The following is a 21,759-nucleotide window of genomic DNA, read 5'->3' as shown; positions in this document are numbered from 1 at the left end:
GCAGATGGCGGTTTGCGTCACACCCAGCAGGATAGCAATGTTTGAATAATGTTCAGGACCTTGAATGACGCTGCCACCCAATCAAGCTGAAAAAGGCAAACAAAATGGCGGCGACACAGACGATGGAAGGTCCTGCGGGCGTGTCAAAAACATAGGCCGCCCGCAACCCTGCTACGGCGGACGTCGCCCCGATTGCTGCAGCAATCAGAGCCATGGTTTCAGGCGACCGTGCCAGACTGCGCGCTGCAGCGGCCGGTATTATTAGCATCGCCGCGATCAACAGAACGCCCACAACCTTGATTGCAACTGCCACCGTGATTGCCAGTGCAATCGTCAGGATCAATTGTTCACGCTTGGGGTCGAACCCACTGGCATAGGCCAGTTCTTCATTCAACGTCGCTGTCAACAGCTGGGACCAGCGCCAGGCGATCAAAACGACGACCAGTGCGGCTCCACCCCAGATAACGGCCAGATCCGAGCGTGACACGGCCAGGATATCGCCAAACAAATAGGCCATCAAATCGATCCGGACACCAGAAAGGAATGAGACCGCGACAAGACCAAATGCCAAAGCGGAATGCGCCATGACCCCCAGCAAGGTATCCATTGCGTACCCGCGACCTGCCAACAATGTCACCGTCAGTGCCATCAGCAGTGCAACAGCCAACGCTCCTGTAAAAACCGATATCTGAAAGGTTAGCGACAGGGCGATGCCAAGGATGGCGGCGTGCGCTGTGGCATCGCCGAAATAGGCCATACGGCGCCATACTACGAAACACCCCAGCGGCGCTGCAGCAAAGGCCACGCCCACTCCGGCCAGTGTGGCCCGGGTCATGAAATCATCAAGCATTATTCTGCGGCTTCCTGTGAGTCTTTTCCATGATGATGATCGTGGTTGTGATCATGGTCATGGCGGTAAAGAGCCAGCGCACCCCCCGTTCCGGTTCCGAACAACGCGCGGTATTCCGGGGCCGAGGCCACCACCGCCGGAGATCCCTCGCAACAGACATGGCCGTTGAGGCAGATCACTCGGTCGGAGGCACTCATAACCACGTGTAGTTCATGGCTTATCATGATGATTGCGCACCCTGTTTCGCGGCGCACATCTTCGATCTGGCGGTAAAACGCAGCCGATCCGGGCTGGTCCAACCCTTGCGTGGCCTCATCCAGCAACAGGATTTCTGGTCGGTTGATCAATGCCCGCGCCAGCATCACGCGCTGGAACTGACCACCCGAAAGCTGCGACATCTGGCGCTTGAGAAGATCAGGAACGCCCGCTGTATCCAACGCCGTCTTGCAATCCTTCTTGGACGCACGATGCGTCAACCGCATGAACCGTTCAACGGTGATCGGTAGGGTCGGGTCGATATGAAGCTTCTGTGGGACATACCCAATTTTTAGCCCCGGCTTTCGTTTTACCTGTCCTGCAGACGGTTTGGTCGCACCGATTATGGCGCGCAGAAGACTTGTCTTACCCGAACCGTTGGGACCGACAATTGTCACGATTTCGCCAGGCTCGACACCCATGTTGACATGCTTCAACACAGTATTGGCCCCATAGCTTACGCTAAGGTCTTCTACGGTAATCAGGTTCATTTCTACGCCTTTTCGGTGCAGTCGGGGCAAACACCTTCGGCTTCTACAACGGTCCGTTCAATCTCGAAACCCACCGCCCGTGCCGCCGCGCCCAGCTCTCCTTTTGCAGGTGCGGAATGAGTTTCGGCGACGGCATCACATTTCCTGCAGATCATGAAGGCCGGGGAATGTGTCGCCCCGGGGTGGGCGCATGCGACAAACGCGTTCAAACGTTCGATTTTGTGGACAAACCCGTTGTCGACCAAAAAGTCGAGGGCGCGGTAGGCTACAGGTGGCTGCGACCCGAAGCCTTCGTCGCGCAATCGATCTAGTATCGAATAAGCGCCAAGGGCCCGATGTTCCTGCAGCAGCATTTCCAGAACCTTGCGCCGAACGGGCGTCAGGCGCAGACCTTCTTCTTTGCACCGAGTTTCGGCAACAGCAAGGCTGCTCTCGACGCAATGGGAGTGGTCATGCTTTTGAAATCCGACGAGGGCGGAGTCATCAGCAGGTGCAGGTCTCGTCTCACTTGTCATGTTATTCCATATCATGTATGCCGCCGGCAACGTTATAAAATCACATAGAGGGTTTGATGTCCAGAAAGCTTCTTCCTGTTTCGATCACGGCTGCGTTGATGGGGGGCACAGCGATGGCCGACGCCCCGAGTGTTGCAGTTGATATTGCACCGGTGCATTCGCTGGTGGCGCGCGTAATGGAAGGTGTAGGTACACCAAACCTGATCGTGCAACCCGGCGCATCCCCGCATGAATACAACCTCCGTCCTTCCGAGGCCGACGCGCTTCAGAACGCAGATCTGGTCTTCTGGATTGGCGAAGACCTGACACCTTGGATGGAAGGCGCAGTCGAAACGCTGGCCGACGGTGCAACGGTCACAACACTGCTGGAAGCTGACGGGACCGTCCTGCTGGACTTCCGCGAAGGTGCTCTGTTTGAGGCGCACGATCACGGCGATGATGAGCACGCTGAAGGTGATGATCATGATGACCACGGCGACGAGCATGCCGAAGGCGAAGATCATGACGACCACGATCACGAGGATCACGCTGACGAAAAAGATCATGACGATCACGACCACGGCGATGAGCATGCCGAAGACAAGGATCATGATGACCATGACCACGGCGACGAACATGCCGAAGGTGAAGATCATGATGACCACGGCGACGAGCATGCTGGCCACGATGACCATCATGACCACGCGCATGGCGATCACGATCCGCATGCCTGGCTTTCGCCGGAAAATGCCAACAACTGGCTGAACGTGATTGCTGCGCAGCTTTCCGCGGCGGACCCAGACAATGCAGGCGCCTATTTCGCAAATGCAGCTGCGGCACGTGAAGAGATGGCAGCACTCTCAGCAGAGATCAACCAAGCTCTGGAACCCGTTCGCGGTGGCAACTTTATCGTTTTTCACGATGCCTATCAGTACTTTGAGAACGCCTTTGATTTCCCGGCGTCAGGTGCGATTTCCATCGGGGATGCTTCAGACCCCAGCCCAGCGCGGATTGCCGAGGTCCAGGGACGCATTCGTGAAGAAGGGATAAATTGCGTTCTGTCAGAGCCTCAGTTCAACCAAGGCCTCGTCGCCACCGTCATGGATGGGACTGAGGCGAAAACGGCAGTGATTGACCCGCTTGGTTCTGACCTTGAGCCCGGAGCGGCGCTCTACCCGCAAATGATCCGGAACATCGCGAAAACACTGGCTGACTGCCTGTGATCTGATCTCTCAGCCCGTTTTGTTTAAATTCCGGAACGGGCTGGCTATCACCGGGGGCAACAAGGTATCTAGTACACTTGTGTTGGCGCGTCTTGTTGTCCCCGGTGCGCGTACACGAATGCCCAATACATATGGCTTCTGTACAGCTTTTAAGCGAAACAGGAGAAATCTATTCGAATGGAAAACTATCCAGCCGTTCGCTGCCTGTTTCGGTGACAAGAACCTGCGTTTCCAGTTTAATGCTTTCTGATCCCTGCTCGGCAATCAAGCTTTCGACACACACGACCATGCCGGGTTCAAAACGCCCCGACATTGCTCCACCCCCCCAATCCACATGCAAGGGAACCACCGGCCATTCGTCGGCCATACCGACACCGTGAACCGCCAACGAATACCGATACGGAATGTAAGGATCAGGTATCCGCCAGCTTTTGTTGTTGAATTCGGCAAAGCTGACACCCGGGCCCACCAGTTCAAGGTTGTGGTGAATCTGCTGCAGTGCGGTGTCGTACAGGCGACGCTGTGCGGAAGACATGGGCGTGTAACCGCATGTCCATGACCGCGAAAGGTCGGCGCAGTAGCCGTACGGGCCGATCATGTCGGTGTCGAATGAAATCATCTCGCCCAGCTGGCAGGGCCGATCCGAACATTCTTGGTACCAAGGGTTCGTCCTTGGACCACATGTCAGCAACTTTGTTTCAAGCCAATCACCACCCGATCGCGCGTTTTCGAAATGCAGATGCGCCCAGAGTTCGCGCTCAGTCTTGCCGGGCGTGGAATGTTCGTAGATCCGCGCCATGCCCGCCTCGCACACGCGGATCGTCCAGCGCATCAACTCAATTTCATCATCTGATTTGATCGATCGCGCGATCTCTGTAAGGGGCGAGCCTGCTATAGGATTGAGACCGCGTGCTTTCAAAGCCTCGACACCGCTGCTTTCGAGCGTGTCGCAAGCAATCCTAAGATTATCCCCACCATACTGCCGGACGAGGTCCGCAATCTCATCTGCCCAAAGGTCTGTTGCCCTGTCCGTCTTGTCACCTGAAGCCATGAACATCCAGGTTTTGGCGATCCTCAATTCATCGATCCCGGGCAACCCTTCGCTTTGGTGAAGGCAACCCTTGAACTCGAACATAATAGACGGGCCATTGTTCAGGATCAGCGCATAACGCATGGGGTTATGCAACGTCCAAACCTGCATGTTGGAACAGTCGAACGCATAGCGGATATTGCAGGGATCATACAGCAGCAACGCCGCACAATTCACCTTGTCCATTTGCTGGCGAAGACGCTGCAGCCGATAGTCCCGTGCCTTATCCAGAACCGCAGCGGGCACCGGGCTTTTCAGCGGTTTCTCCGCGCCTTCGCTGTTCAGGTAGGTCAGCTTACGCTCGTCCTTGAATGCGCCATCCCGGATCACGACGCGCGCCCATAAAATCCAATGCGTTCTTCGTCGGTGAATTGGACATTTGGCCGTTCATAGTATGAAAACACAGCGATGATGCGGTCGCGGTTGCCTTGCACAGGCGTGACACGGTGTGCCGTGTTTTTGCCCTTGAAGATGTTCAACATCCCAGGCTGGAGCTTCATCTGTGTTGGTTTGCGCCGGCCTTCCAGCAAATCCGCCACCCCATTGTAGTTCGGGTTGTCATCTGCGCGCAGGTCCTTTTCGTACTCAAACTCACCCCCCGAAAGCGGTGCTTGCAGCAGTAGTGTTGTGGTGAATTCCGACCTGTCGAAATGCCAATTCAGGGCCTGCCCAGCTGAGTATGCCATGACGTTCACACGGGCCAGCGAGTCATCCATGACAAAAAGCTTGGGCTTTCCCATGACTGCTGCCAAAAATTGCGAAAATGGCGGCCACTCATAAAGACGTATCACTACGGCCTGCCCCAGCTGATCGGCACAAATCGTCCGGTTGGAAGTTTCAAACTGGGTCAGGGCCGGATGGTCATTGCTGAGACCCTCGATTGACGTCTTGAAATAGATGTTGTGCCGCCGCTCATGGACAAACGCGTTTTCGTCGAAAACCGGCCGCAGATCAGCAACCGCAGATTGCAGTGCGTTGTCCCGAACAAAACCAGGCAAGTTGAACAATCCGTTCTGTGAAAGCTCGGACTTGCACCGTTCAATCAGGTCTTGCCAAGCCGCGCTGCCCGGCTGGTCCAGCGGATATAAGTCCAGATTGATGATCTCGCGCATCTTCGACCCTCCCTGTCTCCTATCCTGAGTAGGACTTGAAACAGGGTTTTATCAATAGGTATTCTTTTTATGATACGTAAGAATTTCTAAAGGTTGAACATGAAGCGAATTGCCCCGTTGAATGCGCTACGTGCGTTTGAGGCCGCAGCCCGGACCGGGTCATTTACCAAGGCCGCGCGTGAACTGAACGTCAGTTCGGCAGCCATTAGCCAGCAAGTAAAACTGCTGGAGGAGTTTTGGGAGGAAACGCTGTTCATCCGGCAAGGCAACCGGATCTGGCTGACGGATTCCGGGCAAACGGCCTATCCTGAACTTGCAGCGGCCATGACGCGCCTGTGGGATTTGTCCGACCGGATGCAGCGAACAACAAGTCGCCGAAAGCGCCTGATCCTAAGCGCGCCCCCATCTGTTGCCGAAACATGGCTGGCCTCAAAGCTATCCACACTGGACCTAAATAGACTTGAAACCCCGCTACACATTCGCGTCGAGGATGATCCCGTGGACTTTGAGTCCGACCAGATCGACATGCGGGTATTTTATGGTCATGATCTTTATGGGGATTTTCAGGTGGTCCCTTTGTTTTCCGACGTCATGATCGCGGTGGCCGCCCCGCAATTTGCCGCACAGTTCAATCACAAACTTGATGATGTAACAGATCAGAACTTTATTCACACAGACTGGGGACCGGGTTTCGCCTCCTCCCCGGACTGGAACACCGCCTTGGACGGGCGCCGGATCATTGACCGCTCGGCCGGGCAACTTGTAGGACACAGCAGCACCGCGTTACGCTTTGCGCGTGGCAGTTTGGGCGTGGCTCTGGTTCCGCAGGAAATGGCGGCGATGGATTTGAAATCGGGCACCGTTGTCAGGATGAAAATGACGCCAATTCCACTGCAGCAGGACTACCGGATAGCGCACCCAAAGAGACTGAGCTCTCATCCAAGTGTTCAAATGGTCGTGGCCGCACTCCTGAGTTGAAACACCAATTGAGCTTTAGGCGAGGATTACACCGCACCTTCCTTCAGCGACGTGAGGTAACCACCCAGATTTGTTGACGACAACGGTTTGCCCGCATACGAATTTGGCCAAACGCAGGAAACCAACACGCGACGCGGCACAGACCTCGCTGAACTCCCAAGGAATAACTCCATGAGCGAAAACATCATCGTCAGCACTCAGGATCGCGTCACCACAGTGACGATTTCCCGCGAAGAAAAGAAAAACGCGATCACTTTCGCCATGTATTCCAAGATGGCAGAGACCATCGAAAAATACGGTCAAACCGATGAAGCCCGGGCGCTGGTTATCACTGGTACCGGGGACATGTTCACAGCCGGGAATGACCTGCAAGACTTCATGACAGGCGGCCTACCCGTGGGCGACCAGGAAAATCCGATCGTACGGTTCCTGAACGCAATCCGGGATTGTCCGAAACCCCTGATCGCCGCAGTTAACGGGCCTGCAATTGGTGTTGGTTTAACCATGCTACTGCACTGCGATTTGGTCTATTCCTCGCAAAGCGCCACCTTCAGCGCGCCTTTTGTCCAACTTGGTCTGGTGCCTGAGGCCGGATCCTCGATGCTGCTGCCAGCATCGCTGGGCATGGCTGTCGCGAATGACGTCTTGTTGGCCGGACGGGTCCTTACCGCAGCCGAAGCCTTGAACCATGGCTTGGTCGCGCGTGTCTTTAGCGACAGCGAGTTGATGGGCAAAGTGCAGGCGATCGCGCATGCTATTGCGGCCTCATCCCCAGTTGCACTCAGGCAGTCCAAGGCGCTGATCCGCAATCAGCGTAACGAAGTTGCCGGACACATGGCCGCAGAAATCAAGATTTTTGCTGGGCAGCTGCAGTCTGCAGATTTCGCCGAAAGCGTTGCTGCCAAACTACAAAAACGAGCACCTAACTACGGCTAGTCGGCTTTCTTTGATCGACAATGGCTGACCATAACTCACAAGCAGCGCGAGTTACTTGCAAGGGCGCGCGGGCCTGCCAACAAAACGCAAACTGAAACCAAACTCGCGTCACTGGCCCGGCCAGCAAATGACTAAGCCCTAGCGACTTAATTTCATTACTGGGCTGGTCAATCCCGCCCGGCAATGAAATCAGTGCGCATCAACAAATTTTGATTCGCCCCAATCGGCTTTCGTAAGTCGCGCAGGGCGTATTCTGTGGCTTTAGGATGGCGTTTCACCCGAAAGCCGCTTGAAGTCAGAGGAAAAGCATGGGCCTAACCTGCTATGACGTGATGGTACCGCCAGAGGTACAAAAGACCATTCTGCCGGATGAAAGCATCGCCACGGCCTTTAACATCATCAGAGACAGCCGGGCACGGTTCCTGCCTGTCGTCGCCGAAGATGGAACTTATGTCGGTGTCTTTACCGCTCCGACTTTGCTGAAACTGATCCTGCCGAAAGCAGCGACAATTGGCTTGAACGATGATGCGTCGCGCGTGCCGATTGAATCCCTGAGTTTTATGAACCTGACGCGGGATGATTTCGAACAACAGCTGGAACGGCTGAAGTCCGAAAAAGTTCGCGACAACATGTCGAGGCCGTCAAACATCCCTGTTGCTGCACCCGACACACCGGTGATGGAAGGCATCTTCCTGATCTACAAATACAAACGGCACGTGATCCTTGTTGAACCGGAAACCAACCGTTTCGTTGGCACCGTAAGCGCCAACTCGCTTTTGGATCGCGCACTCGACTAACCTAATACGAACCGGACAAATACCTTGGCTACGCATTCGACGTCACACGGAGAGGCCGCTCTCTCTGTTCCACAACTATTGGGCATTGATCCGCTTTGGATCGCGACCGGGATTTTGATTTTGGTGTATGCGGTTCTGATCACCGAAAAGGTCAACCGCGCCATTTTGGCGATGCTGGGCGCATCCTTGATGGTTCTGTTTGGCATCATCAATCAGGAACAGGCCGTAGCAGGTGTGGATGCCAACACTCTGGCTCTGCTTATCGGTATGATGGTGATCGTGGGGATCACCAGCAAATGCGGACTGTTCCAATATGTGGCGATTAAGGCTGCAAAAGCGGTGAAAGCCAATCCCACAGGCATCCTGATCATGCTTACGCTTATCACGGCTGTATTCTCGGCACTGCTGGATAACGTGACAACAGTTTTGTTGATCGCGCCGATTACACTGCTGATCACCGAAGCACTGGAAACTCGGGTCTTTCCGTTCTTCATCGCAGAGATTCTGGCTTCGAACGTCGGCGGCACCGCCACCCTTATCGGTGACCCGCCCAATATCATTATTGGCTCTGCAGCGGGGCTGAGCTTCAACGAATTCGTCGTGAACCTGGCCCCTATCTCGGCCATATGTCTGGTTGTCCTGACCGGTATTATCTACCTGATGAACCGTAAGGAACTGGCCAGCATTCCGAAATCGGCAAGTGAACGGATCATGGGGTTCAACGAATCCGAGGCGGTCACCGATGTGGTCTTGATGATCAAATCTCTGGCTGTTTTGGCGCTGGTTTTGCTGGGCTTCACGCTGGGGCATAGCTACGGCATTCAACCAGGTACGTCGGCCCTGGCCGGAGCGGGTCTATTGATGCTGCTGGCCTACGGTCATCAAAGCGGTGAAGAGCAATCCGAGTCGGTTCACCACATCTTTGGCGAAGTCGAATGGGTCACGATCTTTTTCTTCGGGGGACTATTCGTCATCGTTGCCGGTGTTGAACATGTCGGACTGCTGGCATTCTTCGGTGAGAAAGTGCTGGAGCTGACCCAAGGCGATATGATGTGGACCGCGTTCTTCATCTTTTGGGCCTCCGGCATTTTGTCCGCAATCCTCGACAATATTCCTTTCGTGGCAACGATGATCCCGCTGATCGAATCCACCGCAGACACGTTTGGCGGCAAGGACGCGATTGAACCTTTGTGGTGGTCGCTAGCGCTTGGCGCCTGTCTGGGCGGCAACGGTACACTGTTAGGGGCAAGCGCCAACCTGACGGTGGCCGCTTTTGCAGAAAAGGCCAAGCAGCCTATCGGCTTTATCGCTTTTGCGAAGATCGCGTTCCCGATCATGATCCTGACCCTGATGATCGCAAACGTATACATCTGGCTGCGCTACTTCTGACCCTTTAGCCCTTTGAGCCAAACGTGTTACTGGTTCAAAGGGCGTCTGGTTCCGACAGGCCTACCCCTTCAAATGGAAATCACACGGCGTTGAGACACCAATTTTGGTTGTCTTTTTGGTCAATCCCCCCTAGTGACGGCCTCACCTCGGGGAGCACGGCCTGCCGCGCTGAGATGCTTATCAAGCGAACCCGTAGAACCTGAACCGGCTAGAACCGGCGGAGGGAAGGGTTTCGGTTTCATCCATCCTTACCCTCTCGCCGCAATGGAGGATGACATGAAACATCTGCTAATTGCTGCGGGACTTCTGAGTGCAACTTCGGCCATCGCCGCCGACAAGCCTCAGCTAACCGTTTACACCTATGACAGCTTTGTATCCGATTGGGGGCCCGGCCCGCAGGTCAAAGAAGCCTTTGAGGCAACCTGCGACTGCGAGCTAAACCTCGTGGGCGTCGAAGATGGTGCCGCACTTTTGTCGCGTATCCGGCTTGAGGGTGAAAACTCTGACGCCGACGTTGTGCTTGGGCTGGATACCAACCTGATTGCAGCGGCCCGGGAAACCGGCCTGTTTGCGCCCAACTCTGTCTCCGCCGACTTCGCTCTGCCGATCGAATGGACCGATGACACATTCACCCCGTATGACTGGGGCTACTTCGCGTTTGTTCACAAAGCGGATGCGACAGCGCCTGCGAACTTCCGGGAGCTGGCGGATAGCGACACCAAGATCATCATTCAGGATCCTCGTTCGTCCACCCCCGGTCTGGGTCTGCTGATGTGGGTCAAAGCAGCGTATGGTGATGATGCACCGGAAATCTGGGCTGGTCTTTCCGACAATATCGTTACGGTCACAAAAGGCTGGTCCGAAGCGTACGGCCTGTTCCTTGAGGGCGAGTCGGACATGGTTCTCAGCTACACGACATCTCCGGCTTATCACCTGATTGCCGAGGACGATGGCAGCAAGGCCGCGTCTGCTTTTGACGAGGGCAACTATCTGCAAGTTGAGGTTGCGGCAAAGCTGGCCGCAACAGATCAGGCCGAATTGGCTGATCAGTTTTTGCAGTTCATGGTCTCGGAAGCGTTCCAGCAAATTATTCCGACAACCAACTGGATGTACCCGGCCGTAACCCCGGCAGAAGGTTTGCCTAAAGGGTTCGACACCCTGACAGTGCCGGCGAAGTCCCTGCTGTTCTCTCCCGATGAAGCCGCCGCTGTGCGGGATCAGGCACTTGCAGAATGGCAGAACGCGCTCAGCCAGTAAGCCAATGGCCAGGTATTGGCGCGGCGGCCCTGGTCGCTGCACTGATCCTGGGCACCCTGGCAGCGGTTGCAGCGCGCGCTGAGACCAGCGGCGGCTTCACATCTGCCGACTGGGCTGCACTGCGCTTCACGCTGACCCAGGCCACGATGTCCGCATTTTTCAGCGTGGCGTTGGCCATACCGGTTGCGCGGGCTTTGGCCCGCAGGCGGTTCCGCGGGCGCCGGGCTTTGATTGCACTTCTGGGCGCACCCTTCATCCTTCCGGTGATTGTCGCAATCCTTGGTCTTTTACAGGTCTTTGGGCGGTCCGGATGGATCTCGGACATTATGGGCGTTTTCGGCCTACCCCCCATACGGATCTACGGCTTGCATGGCGTCGTGTTGGCCCATGTGTTCTTCAATCTGCCTTTGGCCACGCGACTTGTGCTGCAAGCCTGGCAAGAAATTCCCGCCGAACGATTTCGTCTGGCCGCGCAGCTGGGCTGCAACGGAATGGCCATGTTTCGGCTGATCGAAATGCCAATGCTTAAACGGACCCTACCGGGTGTTCTGGCCGTGATCTTCGCCATTTGCCTAACCAGTTTCGCAGTTGCCTTGACCTTGGGCGGAGGACCACGGGCCACGACGATCGAGTTGGCAATCTATCAGGCCTTCACTTACGACTTCGACCTTGGCCGTGCAGCCCTGTTATCCGCACTACAACTTGCCCTGACAGCTGCGACCGCTTTGGTGGCACTAAAGTTTTCACGCGGGGATGGATTTGGAACCGGACTAGATCGCGCCTTGCGCCGTTGGGACGGAGGCTTGCCTGCCATAGATACCTTCTGGATACTCGCAGCGGCGGTCTTTCTGATGCTGCCGTTGGCGTCAGTGGTGATTTCAGGAATTGCTGGTTTTTTTGATATGCCTGCGATCGTGTTTCGGGCCGCGCTGATCTCGGTCCTGGTTGCCGCGGCAAGCACCGCAGTCCTGCTTTTGCTAGCCTTGCCAATGGCCACCGCTGCGGCCAGCGGCCGGTATGGATTTGTGGAACTCAGCGGTATTTTGGGTTTGGCGGCATCTCCACTGGTCATCGGTACGGGCCTGTTCATTCTAATCCGACCCATTGCAAATCCGACCACACTGGCGCTGCCTGTCACTGCGCTGGTGAATGCCGCAATGGCCCTGCCCTTTGCATTGCGAATTCTGGTACCCGCAGCCCAAGACATAACCGCCAGATACGGGCGCTTAGCGCTTTCATTGGATATGGGAAAGTGGACGTTTTTCACTCGCGTTTTACTGCCGCGCATGCGTCCGCAGATCGGTTTCGCTGCAGGCCTCGGGGCGGCGCTGTCGATGGGGGATCTGGGTGTCATTGCACTTTTTGCCGATCCGCAGATCGCGACCCTGCCTTTGCAAATCTACCGCCTTATGGGTGCCTATCAAATGCAGGCCGCTGCAGGTGGGGCATTACTGCTTTTGTTGCTGTCTATGGGCGCATTCTGGCTTTTGGACCGAGGAGGGCGCTGGCATGCTGAAGCTTGATTGCTGTGTGATTGAAAACGGGAATTTCACTCTAAGTGCCGATATTCAGATCGAGGTTGGCACCCGCGTTGCCATTATCGGTCCGTCCGGGGCGGGCAAATCCACTTTGCTGGAAACCATCGCCGGATTTCGAGATCTGAAACAGGGCCAAATCTTCTGGAACGGTCGACAGATTTCCAACCTACATCCCGGCAAGCGCCCGTTGGCGATGCTGTTTCAGGACGGAAACCTGTTCCCGCATCTGACGGCAGATGAAAACGTTGCCTTGGGTCTGCGCCCGAATGGCCGTCTAACGAAAGAAGAGCAAACACAGGTTAGGTCTGCTCTCGACCGGGTTGCACTGCATGGTATGAGCGAGCGCAAACCCTCAGAGCTATCAGGAGGGCAGCAAAGCCGGGTCGCGCTTGCCCGCGTGCTGGTGCAACGGCGCGAACTACTGATTTTGGACGAACCTTTTGCCGCCCTTGGCCCGGCCTTGAAAGCCGAGATGCTGGATTTGGTAGCAGATCTGGTGGCCGAAACCAAAACGACCCTGCTGATGGTTAGCCACGATCCTCAGGATGCACGCCGAATAGCCAACCAAACCGTACTTGTCGCGGACGAGACGGTGTTTGCGCCCACTCAGACAGAACTACTTCTTGAAAACCCACCGCCTAGCCTACGCGCCTATCTGGGTTAGTGGCGATCCGACGCGGTACGCCAACGAGGCGTTGAATCAGGTCGCCAAGCTAAATATCGTTCAAAGATGGTCAATGAAGTCGAACATTTGGAACGTCCCGACAAAGTCGATCCCAATGCCGTGCCGCGTCACAGCCCTCGGTCAAAGTTCAAAATCAAAATTTCTACACTGCTTGCGTTGACCATCGGTGGGCTTGTGGCGATTTCGGCAGGCGCAGTGTTGTTCATTTCGACATTCGCTAATATTCGGAACACATCCGAGTTGCTGAACACCTCTGCCACGATGATCGTGGAATCAATCGAAGACGATATCTTCAGTCTGACAACTCCGATCGAGGAATTGGCGAAAGCTCTTCAAAAGGATGCAAGCATCGGTGAAGTCGATCTGAACGACACCGATTTCCTAAAGGCCTATTTCAAAGGTGTAGCTGCGTCGGCGCCCTATTTGACAGACCTTGCCGTCGTCTATCCTGACGGCAGCCTTTTCATCACAACCCATATTGCTGGTCCGGATGGGCCTTTGTTCGTCTCAGCAACTGAACCACCGGCAGCCGGTACGCTTCGATATCTTCAGGACGTCAAAGATTATGGCGATTTTTTCTGGAACGAGCCGTTCTTCGATCAGGGTAGAACACATATCTCAGCTGCTGTGCCCGCTTTTAAAGACGGCAAATTCCTCGGCGCAATTCTAGTGTCTTCTACAGTTCATCATTTCTCAGGCATTGTTGGCGAGCTTGGAAGCAAATTTGGCGCAACAGGTTTCATCCTCTACGGCAATAACCGGGTTCTGGCTCATCCCAAATTACTGGAGCTGTCGGCAAACGATCTGAATTCTGACACGCCCCTGCATTCAATCGCCGCACTGGACGATGCAGTCATCACACAAATGCTAATGCAATCCCCTGAATTCCATGGCATCGACGGCACTTTCGATGGGTATGTAGTCGAAATCGCCGAAGGCGATCACTTGATCCTGACCGTCACTGTTGACAATTTCGGATCGGAACCTTGGATTATCGGACAGTATTCCCCACTCAGCGACTGGAGCAATCAATGGACACGGCTGAGTGATACCGCATTTGTCAGCATTGGACTGCTGTTGGTTTCTGTTATTGCAGCACTGCTACTGGCAAGAAGATTGGCGGCCCCAATCCGCAGATCAACCGAAGAAGCCACCAAGATCAGCGAACTCAATCTGGATCAGATCGACTATCTTCCACCGTCGCGCGTTGCCGAACTGAATCTACAGGCATCCGCGTTCAACAAGATGCTCGACGGGTTGCGCTGGTTTGAAACCTACCTACCCCGGACCCTTGTGCGGCAGTTGCTAATGACCGGGGACACCAACCTTGTCGAACCCCGCGAAGTCGAGCTGACGGTCATGTTCGCCGACATCGTGGGTTTCACACCGGCATCCGAAGCCATGACCCCCCAAGCAACGGCCGCAATGCTGAACCGTCATTTCGAAATCCTGAACCGCTGTATCGAGGCCGAGGGCGGGACGCTCGACAAATACATCGGCGACGCAGCGATGGCGTTTTGGGGGGCACCGCAGGATCAAACGGATCATGCGGAACGCGCCTGTCGGGCGGCAATAGCAATCAAGCAAGCGTTAACTGAGGCTGAGGTCGACTACCGCGTCAAAATCGCGGTTCATACCGGGCCGTTGATTGTTGGTAACATCGGTGCGGTTGATAGGATGAACTACACCGTGATCGGCGATACGGTGAACACCTGTGCCCGGATCGAAACCTTGGTTGGCGATCTGCCAAGCGATGAGCAAACCCGGATATTAATCAGCGACGCAACGGCGCGCCTTATCAGCCCGTCATTCCATCTGATCCACTTCGGCGAATTCACTGTCAAAGGACGGTCGAAGAAGGTGAATGTCTATCAAATTGGCAATGCCGACGAGGCCAAACCAATCTAAAACCCTGTGGTTTATAGCACCAGAAAACCCTAAAGCGCCGATCGTATCACTCGGAACGACGCAACTGCTTTGGAGTCTTGCCGTATTCTGACTTAAACGTCTGGGCAAGCGTAGATGTTGAAGAGAAGCCACAGGCAATGGCGATGTCAATGATCGGCATTTGCGAATTCGAGACCAAGGTAAAGGCCTTTTTCAACCTGATTTTTCGGTAAAATTTGCCGGGCGATGTGCTCAGATGCAGCATGAACTGGCGTTCAAGCTGGCGGGTAGAAACGCCCACACGGCGGGCAAGGCTGGCTGTTGGCAGCGGGTGTTCGGTGTTTTCTTCCATAATGCGGATTGCGTTCTGCAACCGCTTTTCCAGAAAATTCGGGTTGGCACTAAGGCCCTTAGGCTGCTCTTGTGCGTGGCCACGGACGTCGTTCAGCATCAATTGACACGCCAGTTCTGCCCTGTCCTGAGGCTCCAACACCTCTGCCAGAATACCGATGATCGCTTCGGCGGTATGACCGTGTCCGGCGCAGGTCAAAACTGTTCCATTCCGGGCGACCAGGCTTTCGGAAAGCGTCGGGTAATCGCCAATTTCGCGCAGCAAACCAATGTCGCGCCAATGCGCCGTAACCGGTCCCGACTGTTGCGCTGTAGCCTTTATGTATTCGCGCGCTGCATCCGAAAACAACGCAACTGGCCGGTTGTGTTTTTGCATTGCTCGGACGCGCCGTATCCATGCGCTGACATCGCCCAATCGGCCGCCAACGACACACAGACAATCGCTTAAATACTGGTCGGCAATGGCGGGTTTTGCCCGTACAATCAGGTCTGAACTGCTGGACAACAGGCCAGGCGTGTCCGACTTAATCTGCCATCGAAAGAGATCACGGTTAAGGACATCGTTGGCCGTCTGCAAAACGGCAATGATGGATGACAGCTCCAGATAGGCAAACTCTGCCTGAACGAAAATCTCGAACGTTATCTGCTGTTCGGTATTTGGTTTGTCTGTGGGTGCTAACATTCGACGAGATCTTATTCTTCTTTGCCAGCGCGATGGCCCCAAAAAAGACCCGATCATTTTTGAGGGCAGCCGAACATTAATTGGCGAGGACCCAGTTTGAACCGATCATTTGACCGAAAGCAAGGCGCAAGTCCGCCAACCCTTCCGCTGCAGCCGTTGCGGTCAAACCTTTCCAACCGCATTCATAGATGCCGAAGCGCGGGATCCGAAGACCCCACGCTGAGGAAAACCTGAGTTAAAACGGCTCATGCCGCTGCAATTTGACCGGCCTTTTCGACCAATACTTCTGCCTGACGGATCGAGGCATAGTCGATCAATCTTCCATCCAGCGACACGGCCCCTTTCCCGGATGCCTCAGCATCGGCCATGGCAACAAGGATACGCTGCGCTTTGTTCACCTCAGCGTCGGATGGGGACATGACCTCATTCGCCAATGCAATCTGGCTGGGATGGATGGCCCATTTGCCTTCGCAACCCAGAACGGCCGCACGTTTTGCCGCCGCCGTGTAGCCGTCAGGATCCTGGAAGTCACCGAAAGGTCCGTCGATCGGGCGAAGACCGTTTGCGCGGGCTGCAACCACCATTCGGGCCAATGCATAGTGCCACATGTCGCCCCAATGGGTCAGACGTCCACCATCCGCATCCGCATCTGTCAGAACCGAGTAATCTGGGTTCACCCCACCGATAATCGTCGTCCGCGCGCGGGTTGAAGCGGCGTAGTCGGCGACACCGAAGTGCAGGCTCTCATTGCGTTTTGAAGCCGCAGCAACTTCACCGACATTCTGCATGCCCAATGCGGTTTCGATGATGTGCTCGAAACCAATCCGTTTCTTGTATCCCTTGGCATCCTCGATCTGAGTGACCAGCATATCAACAGCGTAGACATCGGCCGCGGTTCCAACCTTGGGGATCATGATCAGGTCCAGCCTCTCACCAGCCTGTTCGACCACATCGACCACGTCGCGATACATGTAATGTGTGTCCAGCCCGTTGATCCGCACGGACATGGTCTTGGCGCCCCAATCAATGTCATTTAGCGCCTCGATGATATTCTTGCGCGCCTGCTCTTTCTCGTCAGGGGCGACCGCGTCTTCAAGATCAAGGAAAATGACGTCCACATCCGATTTCGCGGCCTTTTCGAACATACCGGGCTGGCTGCCGGGAACAGCCAATTCGCTGCGGTTAAGGCGGGCGGGTGCTTGTTCGATGGAATGAAAGCTCATGGTTGTTGGTCCTTCGTCTTAGAGGGTCAAAGTGTGGGGATTGGGTAAAATACCCACTGTTGAAACGGGGCAATTTTGATCACAGGTCGTCCAAAAAAGCCGCCCACCCGAGACAGTTCGGCAGGCGACCAAGTTGGGGATGCACTCAGATCACGCGATCTCTCGGCGCGCGCCCAGCAAAAAAATCGCTGAGATTGTCCAGAACGCGGAACCCCATCGCTTCGCGCGCCTCGCGTGTTGCGCTGCCCAAATGCGGCAGCATCACAAGATTATCGCATTGCAACAGGTCAGGACTGATGCGGGGCTCGCCATCGAATACGTCCAAAGCCGCGCCGCCGATCATATCGAACATCAACGCCTGGATCAGCGCCCATTCGTCAATCACCTCGCCGCGCGCGGTGTTGATCAGAAAGGCATCAGGCTTCATTAGGCTTAGTCGGCGCGAATTGATCAGGTGCCGGTTCGCAACACCGCCCGGGCAATGCAACGACACAAAGTCACACTGCGGCAGAAGATCGTCAATCTCATCTACCTGAGTTGCATTGCACCGTGCCAGCACATCCTCTGCCACTTTGCTGCGATTGTAGACGAGGATGTCCATACCAAAGCCGTGATGAGCACGACGCGCCATCTCTTGTCCGATGCGACCGTATCCAACGATGCCCAATGTCTTGCCGCTGACCTTCGTACCCACCAGATGCGTAGGCCGCCAGCCGGTCCAGTTGCCCGAGCGTAGTTCACGCTCACCTTCGCCTGCGCGCCGGGCCACCATCAGCAGCAAGGTCATCGCAATGTCAGCTGTGCACTCTGACAAAACGTCAGGTGTGTTTGTCACCGTCATACCCAAGCCCCGCGCCGCGGGTTCGCAGATATGGCTGTAGCCAACGCCATAGTTGGCAAGGATTTTAGTCTGCGCGCCAGTCACATCCAAGGCTTCGGCGTTCAGCGTGTCAGTAACCGTGGGCAGAACCGCGTCATACCGCTTTAACGCGTCGCGTATCTCAGACGGAGACATGGGTTTGTCCCCGGTGTTGAGCACGGCGTTGTAACTCTCGGCCAGTTGCGCCTCAACGGCGGCAGGCCAACGCCGTGTTACAAGAACAGAGGGTTTTGTCATCACGCGGCCTTTCCCAAAACGCGGGCGATAGTTTCGCCGATGACAGCCGGGTTATCGGCAACCGTGACACCTGCAGCCGACAGGATTTCGACCTTTTCAGACGCACTTTCACCAAAGGCCGAGATGATCGCGCCCGCATGGCCCATGGTCCGGCCCTTGGGTGCGGTCAGACCGGCGACATAGGCCACAACCGGCTTGGTCACGTGATCGCGGATGTACTCAGCGGCCTCGGCCTCTTGCGGACCGCCAATCTCGCCGATCATGGCGATGACTTCGGTGTTTTCGTCCTCTTCAAACCGCTCAAGAATATCCCGGAAGGAAGACCCGTTGATGGGGTCGCCACCAATGCCCACGCTTGTAGAAACGCCAATGCCGCGTTCCTTGAGCTGGGCTGCGGCCTCGTACCCAAGTGTGCCCGAGCGTCCAATGATCCCGACATTGCCCGGCAAGTAAATGTGTCCAGGCATTATCCCCAGCAACGCTTTGCCCGGGCTGATCGTTCCGGCACAGTTCGGGCCAGTCAGGACCATGCGCTTGTCCTTGGGATAGCGGTACATGTAGCGTTTAACCCGGATCATGTCCTGGGCCGGGATGCCATCGGTGATGCACACGCAATAGCGAATCCCTGCGTCGGCCGCCTCCATGATGGAATCCGCGGCGAACGGTGGGGGTACGAACACAAGGCTGGCATCCGCTCCGGTGGCTTCGACGGCTTGCTTGACGGTGTCAAATACCGGCACACCTTCGACGGATTCGCCACCCTTGCCAGGGACAACACCGCCAACGACGTTTGTCCCATAGGCCAGCATGTCCTTTGTATGGAAACGCGCCATGCGTCCGGTGATCCCCTGAACGATAACGCGCGTGTCGCGGTCGAGAAGAATGCTCATTACACAGCCCTCATCTTGGTGTTTTGGGACAAGTCATTGCGCCATGCGCCGACCGCTCGTTCTGCGGCCTCCATCAAAGTAGTGGCACGGATGATCGGAAGGCCGGATTTGGCCAGAATTTTCTGGCCCTCTTCGACATTCGTTCCGGCAAGACGCACAACGACCGGAATGTCGATCTCGATCTCGCGCAGTGCCTGGACGACACCTTCGGCAACCCAGTCACAGCGATTGATCCCAGCGAAGATGTTGACCAGTACCGCCTGAACATTGTTGTCCGACAGAACCAGCCTGAACGCCTTTGCTACTCGTTCTGGAGACGCTCCACCACCGATGTCGAGGAAGTTTGCGGGCTCTCCTCCGGCCAGCTTTATCGTATCCATCGTGGCCATAGCCAAACCAGCGCCGTTCACGATGCAACCGATATTGCCTTCCAGCCCAACATAGGAAAGACCGCGATCCGCCGCGCGGCTTTCGCGCGGGTCTTCCTGGCTTTTGTCGCGCAGTTCAGAAATCTGGGGATGCCGGAACAGGGCGTTGTCATCAAAGCTCATCTTGGCATCCAGGGCCAACACGCGGTCGTCACCTGTTACGACCAGCGGGTTGATTTCAACCATCGTGGCGTCCAGCTCGCTGAACGCGGCATAGCAACCCTGCAATGTCCGCACCATTTGCTGAACCAGACGCGATTCCAGCCCAAGGTTGAAAGCGATCTCGCGCGCCTGAAACTCTTGCAGGCCGACAGCGGGTTCCACAATTGACCGCACGATGCTGTCGGGGCGCTCGGCCGAGATGTCTTCGATCTCCATCCCACCTTCAGACGACGCGACGATCATCACCCGCTGGCTGGAGCGATCCAGCACGAAGCCCAGATAAATCTCGCGGTCGATTGGCACGGCAGACTCGACATAAACGCGGTAGATACCCTTGCCCTCGGGGCCTGTCTGATGTGTCACAAGCTTGCGGCCAAACAGATCGTCGCAGGCTTGATAGATCTCGTTTTCAGTGTTGCACAGCTTGACGCCGCCCGCTTTGCCTCGGCCACCGGCGTGGACCTGCGCTTTGACGATCCACTTGTCACCGCCCAGTTCGCGCGCGCGATAGGCTGCCTGTTCAGGGCTGTAAGCCAAAGCGCCCGACGGCACGGCGACACCGAAATTCGAAAGAACCTCTTTCGCCTGATATTCATGAATATCCATCTGCAATCCTCCCGTTCATGCAGTGTGATTAAGCCGCGATCGACGTGCCGTACCGGCTTTCGAGCAGCGCCTCGATCTCTTCGAAATCGACCTGACAGCCCAATTCCTGCATCGCCTCGGCAAAGAGACGTACGATGCGGCTGACGGCCTCGCGGTTGAGCTGATTAAGGATACCGATCCGCACTTGCACAGGCGCGCTGAGCGTTGGCCAGATACCAAATCCTCTTGCCCGGCAGTTCTGCACCAGTTCCATCTCGCGACCAGCCAGTTCCGGCGGCAGATTGAGCACTACGAGGCTGGGCATATCCGACGTCACCTGACATCCCATGGCCGTCACGGCGTCGCGCAGAACACGTTCGTGGGTTTTGTACGAGGTCGATCGCCTGGCCAAACCTTCCAGCAGTGTCAGTCGCAGAGCTTCATGGAATGCGGCGACGGCGTAGCCAGAATGGGTTCTGTGGTAAGTCCCTTTCTCAACGTCCTGACCGTCTACAATGCCCCAATGCCGGGCTTCGAAAATCGGATTGTGTACGTAAGTGTAAGCACCAGTGGTCCTGAGGGATTCGATATAGGCGTCCGTAAAACTGACGGGCGCATATGTCAGAGGCAGGCAACAAAGCCCTTTTTGAGGGCATGAGGCCCAACCAGCGATCCCCGGATAGTCGTCAATCGAAAAATCCTCGACGCCCATCGATGAAACCGCATCGATCAAACCCATTACGCCGTGACGTTCACACGCATCCGAAAAGCCGCGCAGGTCGTTAACACGGCCAGACCCGGTTTCCCAATGCGCCATGAAAGCCCACTTAGGCTGGTGTTCAGCCAACGTGGTCTCGACTATTTCACCAGTTACCGGCTGGCCATGCGCAACATTGATGACAGTGACGCTAGCGGCCTGAGGATCCAGCGGATTGGCCTTATGTTCCTGAGGCGTGGCCGCTTTGATCCGCAAAGTCAGCGCGTCAATCCCGGAAAATGTCCCATTGGCAAAAGCCACGACCTTGTCGCCCGGCATAACGGCAGAGAACATAGTGTCCAACGCGCTCCAACCTGTACCGGCGACGGCGAACGTATAGGCATTCTGAGTGCCCCAGATCTTGCGAAGCATATGCTTACATTCAACCATGCCCCTAAGGACATCGCCCTGCATATGATCGGCCACACCCGCATTGGCGAAGGCTTGCAGAACACGGGCATCGGTATTGCCTGGTCCCGGACCTGCAGCCAGAGTCTCAGGGATCTCAAGCGGAGGGAAAATCTGAATTGTCATCTGTTAACATCCTCGGCTGTGGACCGGGCACCAAAGCCCGTCATGTTG

20 protein-coding genes and 1 riboswitch are annotated in these 21,759 nt (G+C 55.8%); of the genes, 9 read left to right on the top strand and 11 right to left on the bottom strand.

Annotated elements, in window-relative coordinates:
* Positions 1-52: 52 nt before the first annotated feature.
* The 3 genes from ACR0AK_RS15320 to ACR0AK_RS15310 are packed head-to-tail and all read right to left on the bottom strand — an operon-like array spanning position 53 to position 2,111.
* Positions 53-850: an iron chelate uptake ABC transporter family permease subunit gene (locus ACR0AK_RS15320; RefSeq protein ID WP_170559707.1), complete on the bottom strand. Its 798-nt coding sequence runs from the start codon at positions 848-850 to the stop codon at positions 53-55.
* Positions 850-1,596: a metal ABC transporter ATP-binding protein gene (locus tag ACR0AK_RS15315; RefSeq protein WP_170559704.1), complete on the bottom strand. Its 747-nt coding sequence runs from the start codon at positions 1,594-1,596 to the stop codon at positions 850-852. Before ACR0AK_RS15315 ends, ACR0AK_RS15320 begins: the two co-directional genes overlap by 1 nt.
* A gap of 2 nt (positions 1,597-1,598) precedes the next feature.
* Positions 1,599-2,111, bottom strand: coding sequence for a Fur family transcriptional regulator (locus ACR0AK_RS15310; RefSeq protein WP_170559700.1), 513 nt, complete (start codon positions 2,109-2,111; stop codon positions 1,599-1,601).
* A gap of 56 nt (positions 2,112-2,167) precedes the next feature.
* Here ACR0AK_RS15310 and ACR0AK_RS15305 point away from each other — a divergent pair, with 56 nt between their 5' ends.
* The gene (locus ACR0AK_RS15305) at positions 2,168-3,313 is read left to right on the top strand and encodes a zinc ABC transporter substrate-binding protein (protein WP_170559698.1); all 1,146 of its coding nucleotides are present in this window, start codon (positions 2,168-2,170) and stop codon (positions 3,311-3,313) included.
* A gap of 169 nt (positions 3,314-3,482) precedes the next feature.
* Here ACR0AK_RS15305 and ACR0AK_RS15300 read toward each other — a convergent pair whose 3' ends face one another.
* Complete coding sequence (locus ACR0AK_RS15300) at positions 3,483-4,733, bottom strand: M24 family metallopeptidase (protein WP_480793946.1); 1,251 nt, start codon at positions 4,731-4,733, stop codon at positions 3,483-3,485.
* Positions 4,730-5,515 carry a HalD/BesD family halogenase gene (locus tag ACR0AK_RS15295; protein ID WP_480793945.1) on the bottom strand — a complete coding sequence of 262 codons (786 nt, stop codon included), beginning with the start codon at positions 5,513-5,515 and terminating at the stop codon, positions 4,730-4,732. The genes ACR0AK_RS15300 and ACR0AK_RS15295 overlap by 4 nt, the downstream gene beginning before the upstream one ends.
* 99 nt (positions 5,516-5,614) lie before the next feature.
* On the opposite strand from ACR0AK_RS15295, the gene ACR0AK_RS15290 reads away from it, so the two are divergent.
* The 8 genes from ACR0AK_RS15290 (at position 5,615) to ACR0AK_RS15255 (ending at position 15,003) form a co-directional block, all read left to right on the top strand.
* Positions 5,615-6,493, top strand: a complete 879-nt coding sequence (locus ACR0AK_RS15290) for a LysR substrate-binding domain-containing protein (protein ID WP_480793944.1) — start codon at positions 5,615-5,617, stop codon at positions 6,491-6,493.
* A gap of 171 nt (positions 6,494-6,664) precedes the next feature.
* On the top strand, positions 6,665-7,429 hold the full coding sequence (locus ACR0AK_RS15285; protein ID WP_480793943.1) for an enoyl-CoA hydratase-related protein: 765 nt from the start codon (positions 6,665-6,667) through the stop codon (positions 7,427-7,429).
* A gap of 308 nt (positions 7,430-7,737) precedes the next feature.
* The gene (locus ACR0AK_RS15280) at positions 7,738-8,226 is read left to right on the top strand and encodes a CBS domain-containing protein (protein ID WP_170559689.1); all 489 of its coding nucleotides are present in this window, start codon (positions 7,738-7,740) and stop codon (positions 8,224-8,226) included.
* 24 nt (positions 8,227-8,250) lie between these two features.
* Entirely contained in the window at positions 8,251-9,615 is a 1,365-nt protein-coding gene (locus ACR0AK_RS15275; protein ID WP_170559686.1) for an ArsB/NhaD family transporter, read from the top strand.
* Positions 9,616-9,752: 137 nt separating this feature from the next.
* Positions 9,753-9,858: riboswitch (TPP riboswitch) on the top strand.
* Between the two features lie 33 nt (positions 9,859-9,891).
* Complete coding sequence (thiB, locus tag ACR0AK_RS15270) at positions 9,892-10,872, top strand: thiamine ABC transporter substrate binding subunit (protein WP_480793942.1); 981 nt, start codon at positions 9,892-9,894, stop codon at positions 10,870-10,872.
* Positions 10,848-12,395, top strand: a complete 1,548-nt coding sequence (locus tag ACR0AK_RS15265; RefSeq protein WP_480793941.1) for a thiamine/thiamine pyrophosphate ABC transporter permease ThiP — start codon at positions 10,848-10,850, stop codon at positions 12,393-12,395. The genes thiB and ACR0AK_RS15265 overlap by 25 nt, the downstream gene beginning before the upstream one ends.
* Positions 12,382-13,074: a thiamine ABC transporter ATP-binding protein gene (locus tag ACR0AK_RS15260; protein WP_480793940.1), complete on the top strand. Its 693-nt coding sequence runs from the start codon at positions 12,382-12,384 to the stop codon at positions 13,072-13,074. Before ACR0AK_RS15265 ends, ACR0AK_RS15260 begins: the two co-directional genes overlap by 14 nt.
* A 66-nt stretch (positions 13,075-13,140) precedes the next feature.
* Positions 13,141-15,003: an adenylate/guanylate cyclase domain-containing protein gene (locus ACR0AK_RS15255; RefSeq protein WP_480793939.1), complete on the top strand. Its 1,863-nt coding sequence runs from the start codon at positions 13,141-13,143 to the stop codon at positions 15,001-15,003.
* Between the two features lie 46 nt (positions 15,004-15,049).
* Here the strand turns inward: ACR0AK_RS15255 and ACR0AK_RS15250 are convergent, their stop codons facing one another.
* The 6 genes from ACR0AK_RS15250 to ACR0AK_RS15225 all read right to left on the bottom strand — a co-directional run bounded on the left by ACR0AK_RS15250 (position 15,050) and on the right by ACR0AK_RS15225 (position 21,711).
* The gene (locus tag ACR0AK_RS15250; protein ID WP_170559675.1) at positions 15,050-16,015 is read right to left on the bottom strand and encodes a GlxA family transcriptional regulator; all 966 of its coding nucleotides are present in this window, start codon (positions 16,013-16,015) and stop codon (positions 15,050-15,052) included.
* A 245-nt stretch (positions 16,016-16,260) separates the two neighbouring features.
* Complete coding sequence (locus ACR0AK_RS15245; RefSeq protein WP_480793938.1) at positions 16,261-17,238, bottom strand: HpcH/HpaI aldolase/citrate lyase family protein; 978 nt, start codon at positions 17,236-17,238, stop codon at positions 16,261-16,263.
* A gap of 145 nt (positions 17,239-17,383) precedes the next feature.
* The gene (locus tag ACR0AK_RS15240; RefSeq protein ID WP_480793937.1) at positions 17,384-18,355 is read right to left on the bottom strand and encodes a 2-hydroxyacid dehydrogenase; all 972 of its coding nucleotides are present in this window, start codon (positions 18,353-18,355) and stop codon (positions 17,384-17,386) included.
* Positions 18,355-19,245 carry a succinate--CoA ligase subunit alpha gene (gene sucD / locus ACR0AK_RS15235; protein ID WP_480793936.1) on the bottom strand — a complete coding sequence of 297 codons (891 nt, stop codon included), beginning with the start codon at positions 19,243-19,245 and terminating at the stop codon, positions 18,355-18,357. Before sucD ends, ACR0AK_RS15240 begins: the two co-directional genes overlap by 1 nt.
* Positions 19,245-20,441, bottom strand: a complete 1,197-nt coding sequence (locus tag ACR0AK_RS15230) for a malate--CoA ligase subunit beta (protein WP_480793935.1) — start codon at positions 20,439-20,441, stop codon at positions 19,245-19,247. The genes sucD and ACR0AK_RS15230 overlap by 1 nt, the downstream gene beginning before the upstream one ends.
* Before the next feature lie 28 nt (positions 20,442-20,469).
* Entirely contained in the window at positions 20,470-21,711 is a 1,242-nt protein-coding gene (locus ACR0AK_RS15225) for a pyridoxal-phosphate-dependent aminotransferase family protein (RefSeq protein WP_170559664.1), read from the bottom strand.
* Positions 21,712-21,759 lie beyond the last annotated feature (48 nt).

It is taken from the genome of Ruegeria sp. BI12 (assembly GCF_056537985.1).
This window is presented reverse-complemented; position numbering and strand designations above follow the sequence as displayed.

Excerpts from the sequence above, each read along its gene's own strand:
- ACR0AK_RS15320 (WP_170559707.1), bottom strand. The coding sequence starts at position 850 with ATGCTTGATGATTTCATGACCCGGGCCACACTGGCCGGAGTGGGCGTG.
- ACR0AK_RS15315 (WP_170559704.1), bottom strand. The coding sequence starts at position 1,596 with ATGAACCTGATTACCGTAGAAGACCTTAGCGTAAGCTATGGGGCCAAT.
- ACR0AK_RS15310 (WP_170559700.1), bottom strand. The coding sequence starts at position 2,111 with ATGACAAGTGAGACGAGACCTGCACCTGCTGATGACTCCGCCCTCGTC.
- ACR0AK_RS15305 (WP_170559698.1), top strand. The coding sequence starts at position 2,168 with ATGTCCAGAAAGCTTCTTCCTGTTTCGATCACGGCTGCGTTGATGGGG.
- ACR0AK_RS15295 (WP_480793945.1), bottom strand. The coding sequence starts at position 5,515 with ATGCGCGAGATCATCAATCTGGACTTATATCCGCTGGACCAGCCGGGC.
- ACR0AK_RS15290 (WP_480793944.1), top strand. The coding sequence starts at position 5,615 with ATGAAGCGAATTGCCCCGTTGAATGCGCTACGTGCGTTTGAGGCCGCA.
- ACR0AK_RS15285 (WP_480793943.1), top strand. The coding sequence starts at position 6,665 with ATGAGCGAAAACATCATCGTCAGCACTCAGGATCGCGTCACCACAGTG.
- ACR0AK_RS15280 (WP_170559689.1), top strand. The coding sequence starts at position 7,738 with ATGGGCCTAACCTGCTATGACGTGATGGTACCGCCAGAGGTACAAAAG.
- thiB (WP_480793942.1), top strand. The coding sequence starts at position 9,892 with ATGAAACATCTGCTAATTGCTGCGGGACTTCTGAGTGCAACTTCGGCC.
- ACR0AK_RS15265 (WP_480793941.1), top strand. The coding sequence starts at position 10,848 with ATGGCAGAACGCGCTCAGCCAGTAAGCCAATGGCCAGGTATTGGCGCG.
- ACR0AK_RS15260 (WP_480793940.1), top strand. The coding sequence starts at position 12,382 with ATGCTGAAGCTTGATTGCTGTGTGATTGAAAACGGGAATTTCACTCTA.
- ACR0AK_RS15255 (WP_480793939.1), top strand. The coding sequence starts at position 13,141 with ATGGTCAATGAAGTCGAACATTTGGAACGTCCCGACAAAGTCGATCCC.
- ACR0AK_RS15250 (WP_170559675.1), bottom strand. The coding sequence starts at position 16,015 with ATGTTAGCACCCACAGACAAACCAAATACCGAACAGCAGATAACGTTC.
- ACR0AK_RS15245 (WP_480793938.1), bottom strand. The coding sequence starts at position 17,238 with ATGAGCTTTCATTCCATCGAACAAGCACCCGCCCGCCTTAACCGCAGC.
- ACR0AK_RS15240 (WP_480793937.1), bottom strand. The coding sequence starts at position 18,355 with ATGACAAAACCCTCTGTTCTTGTAACACGGCGTTGGCCTGCCGCCGTT.
- sucD (WP_480793936.1), bottom strand. The coding sequence starts at position 19,245 with ATGAGCATTCTTCTCGACCGCGACACGCGCGTTATCGTTCAGGGGATC.
- ACR0AK_RS15230 (WP_480793935.1), bottom strand. The coding sequence starts at position 20,441 with ATGGATATTCATGAATATCAGGCGAAAGAGGTTCTTTCGAATTTCGGT.
- ACR0AK_RS15225 (WP_170559664.1), bottom strand. The coding sequence starts at position 21,711 with ATGACAATTCAGATTTTCCCTCCGCTTGAGATCCCTGAGACTCTGGCT.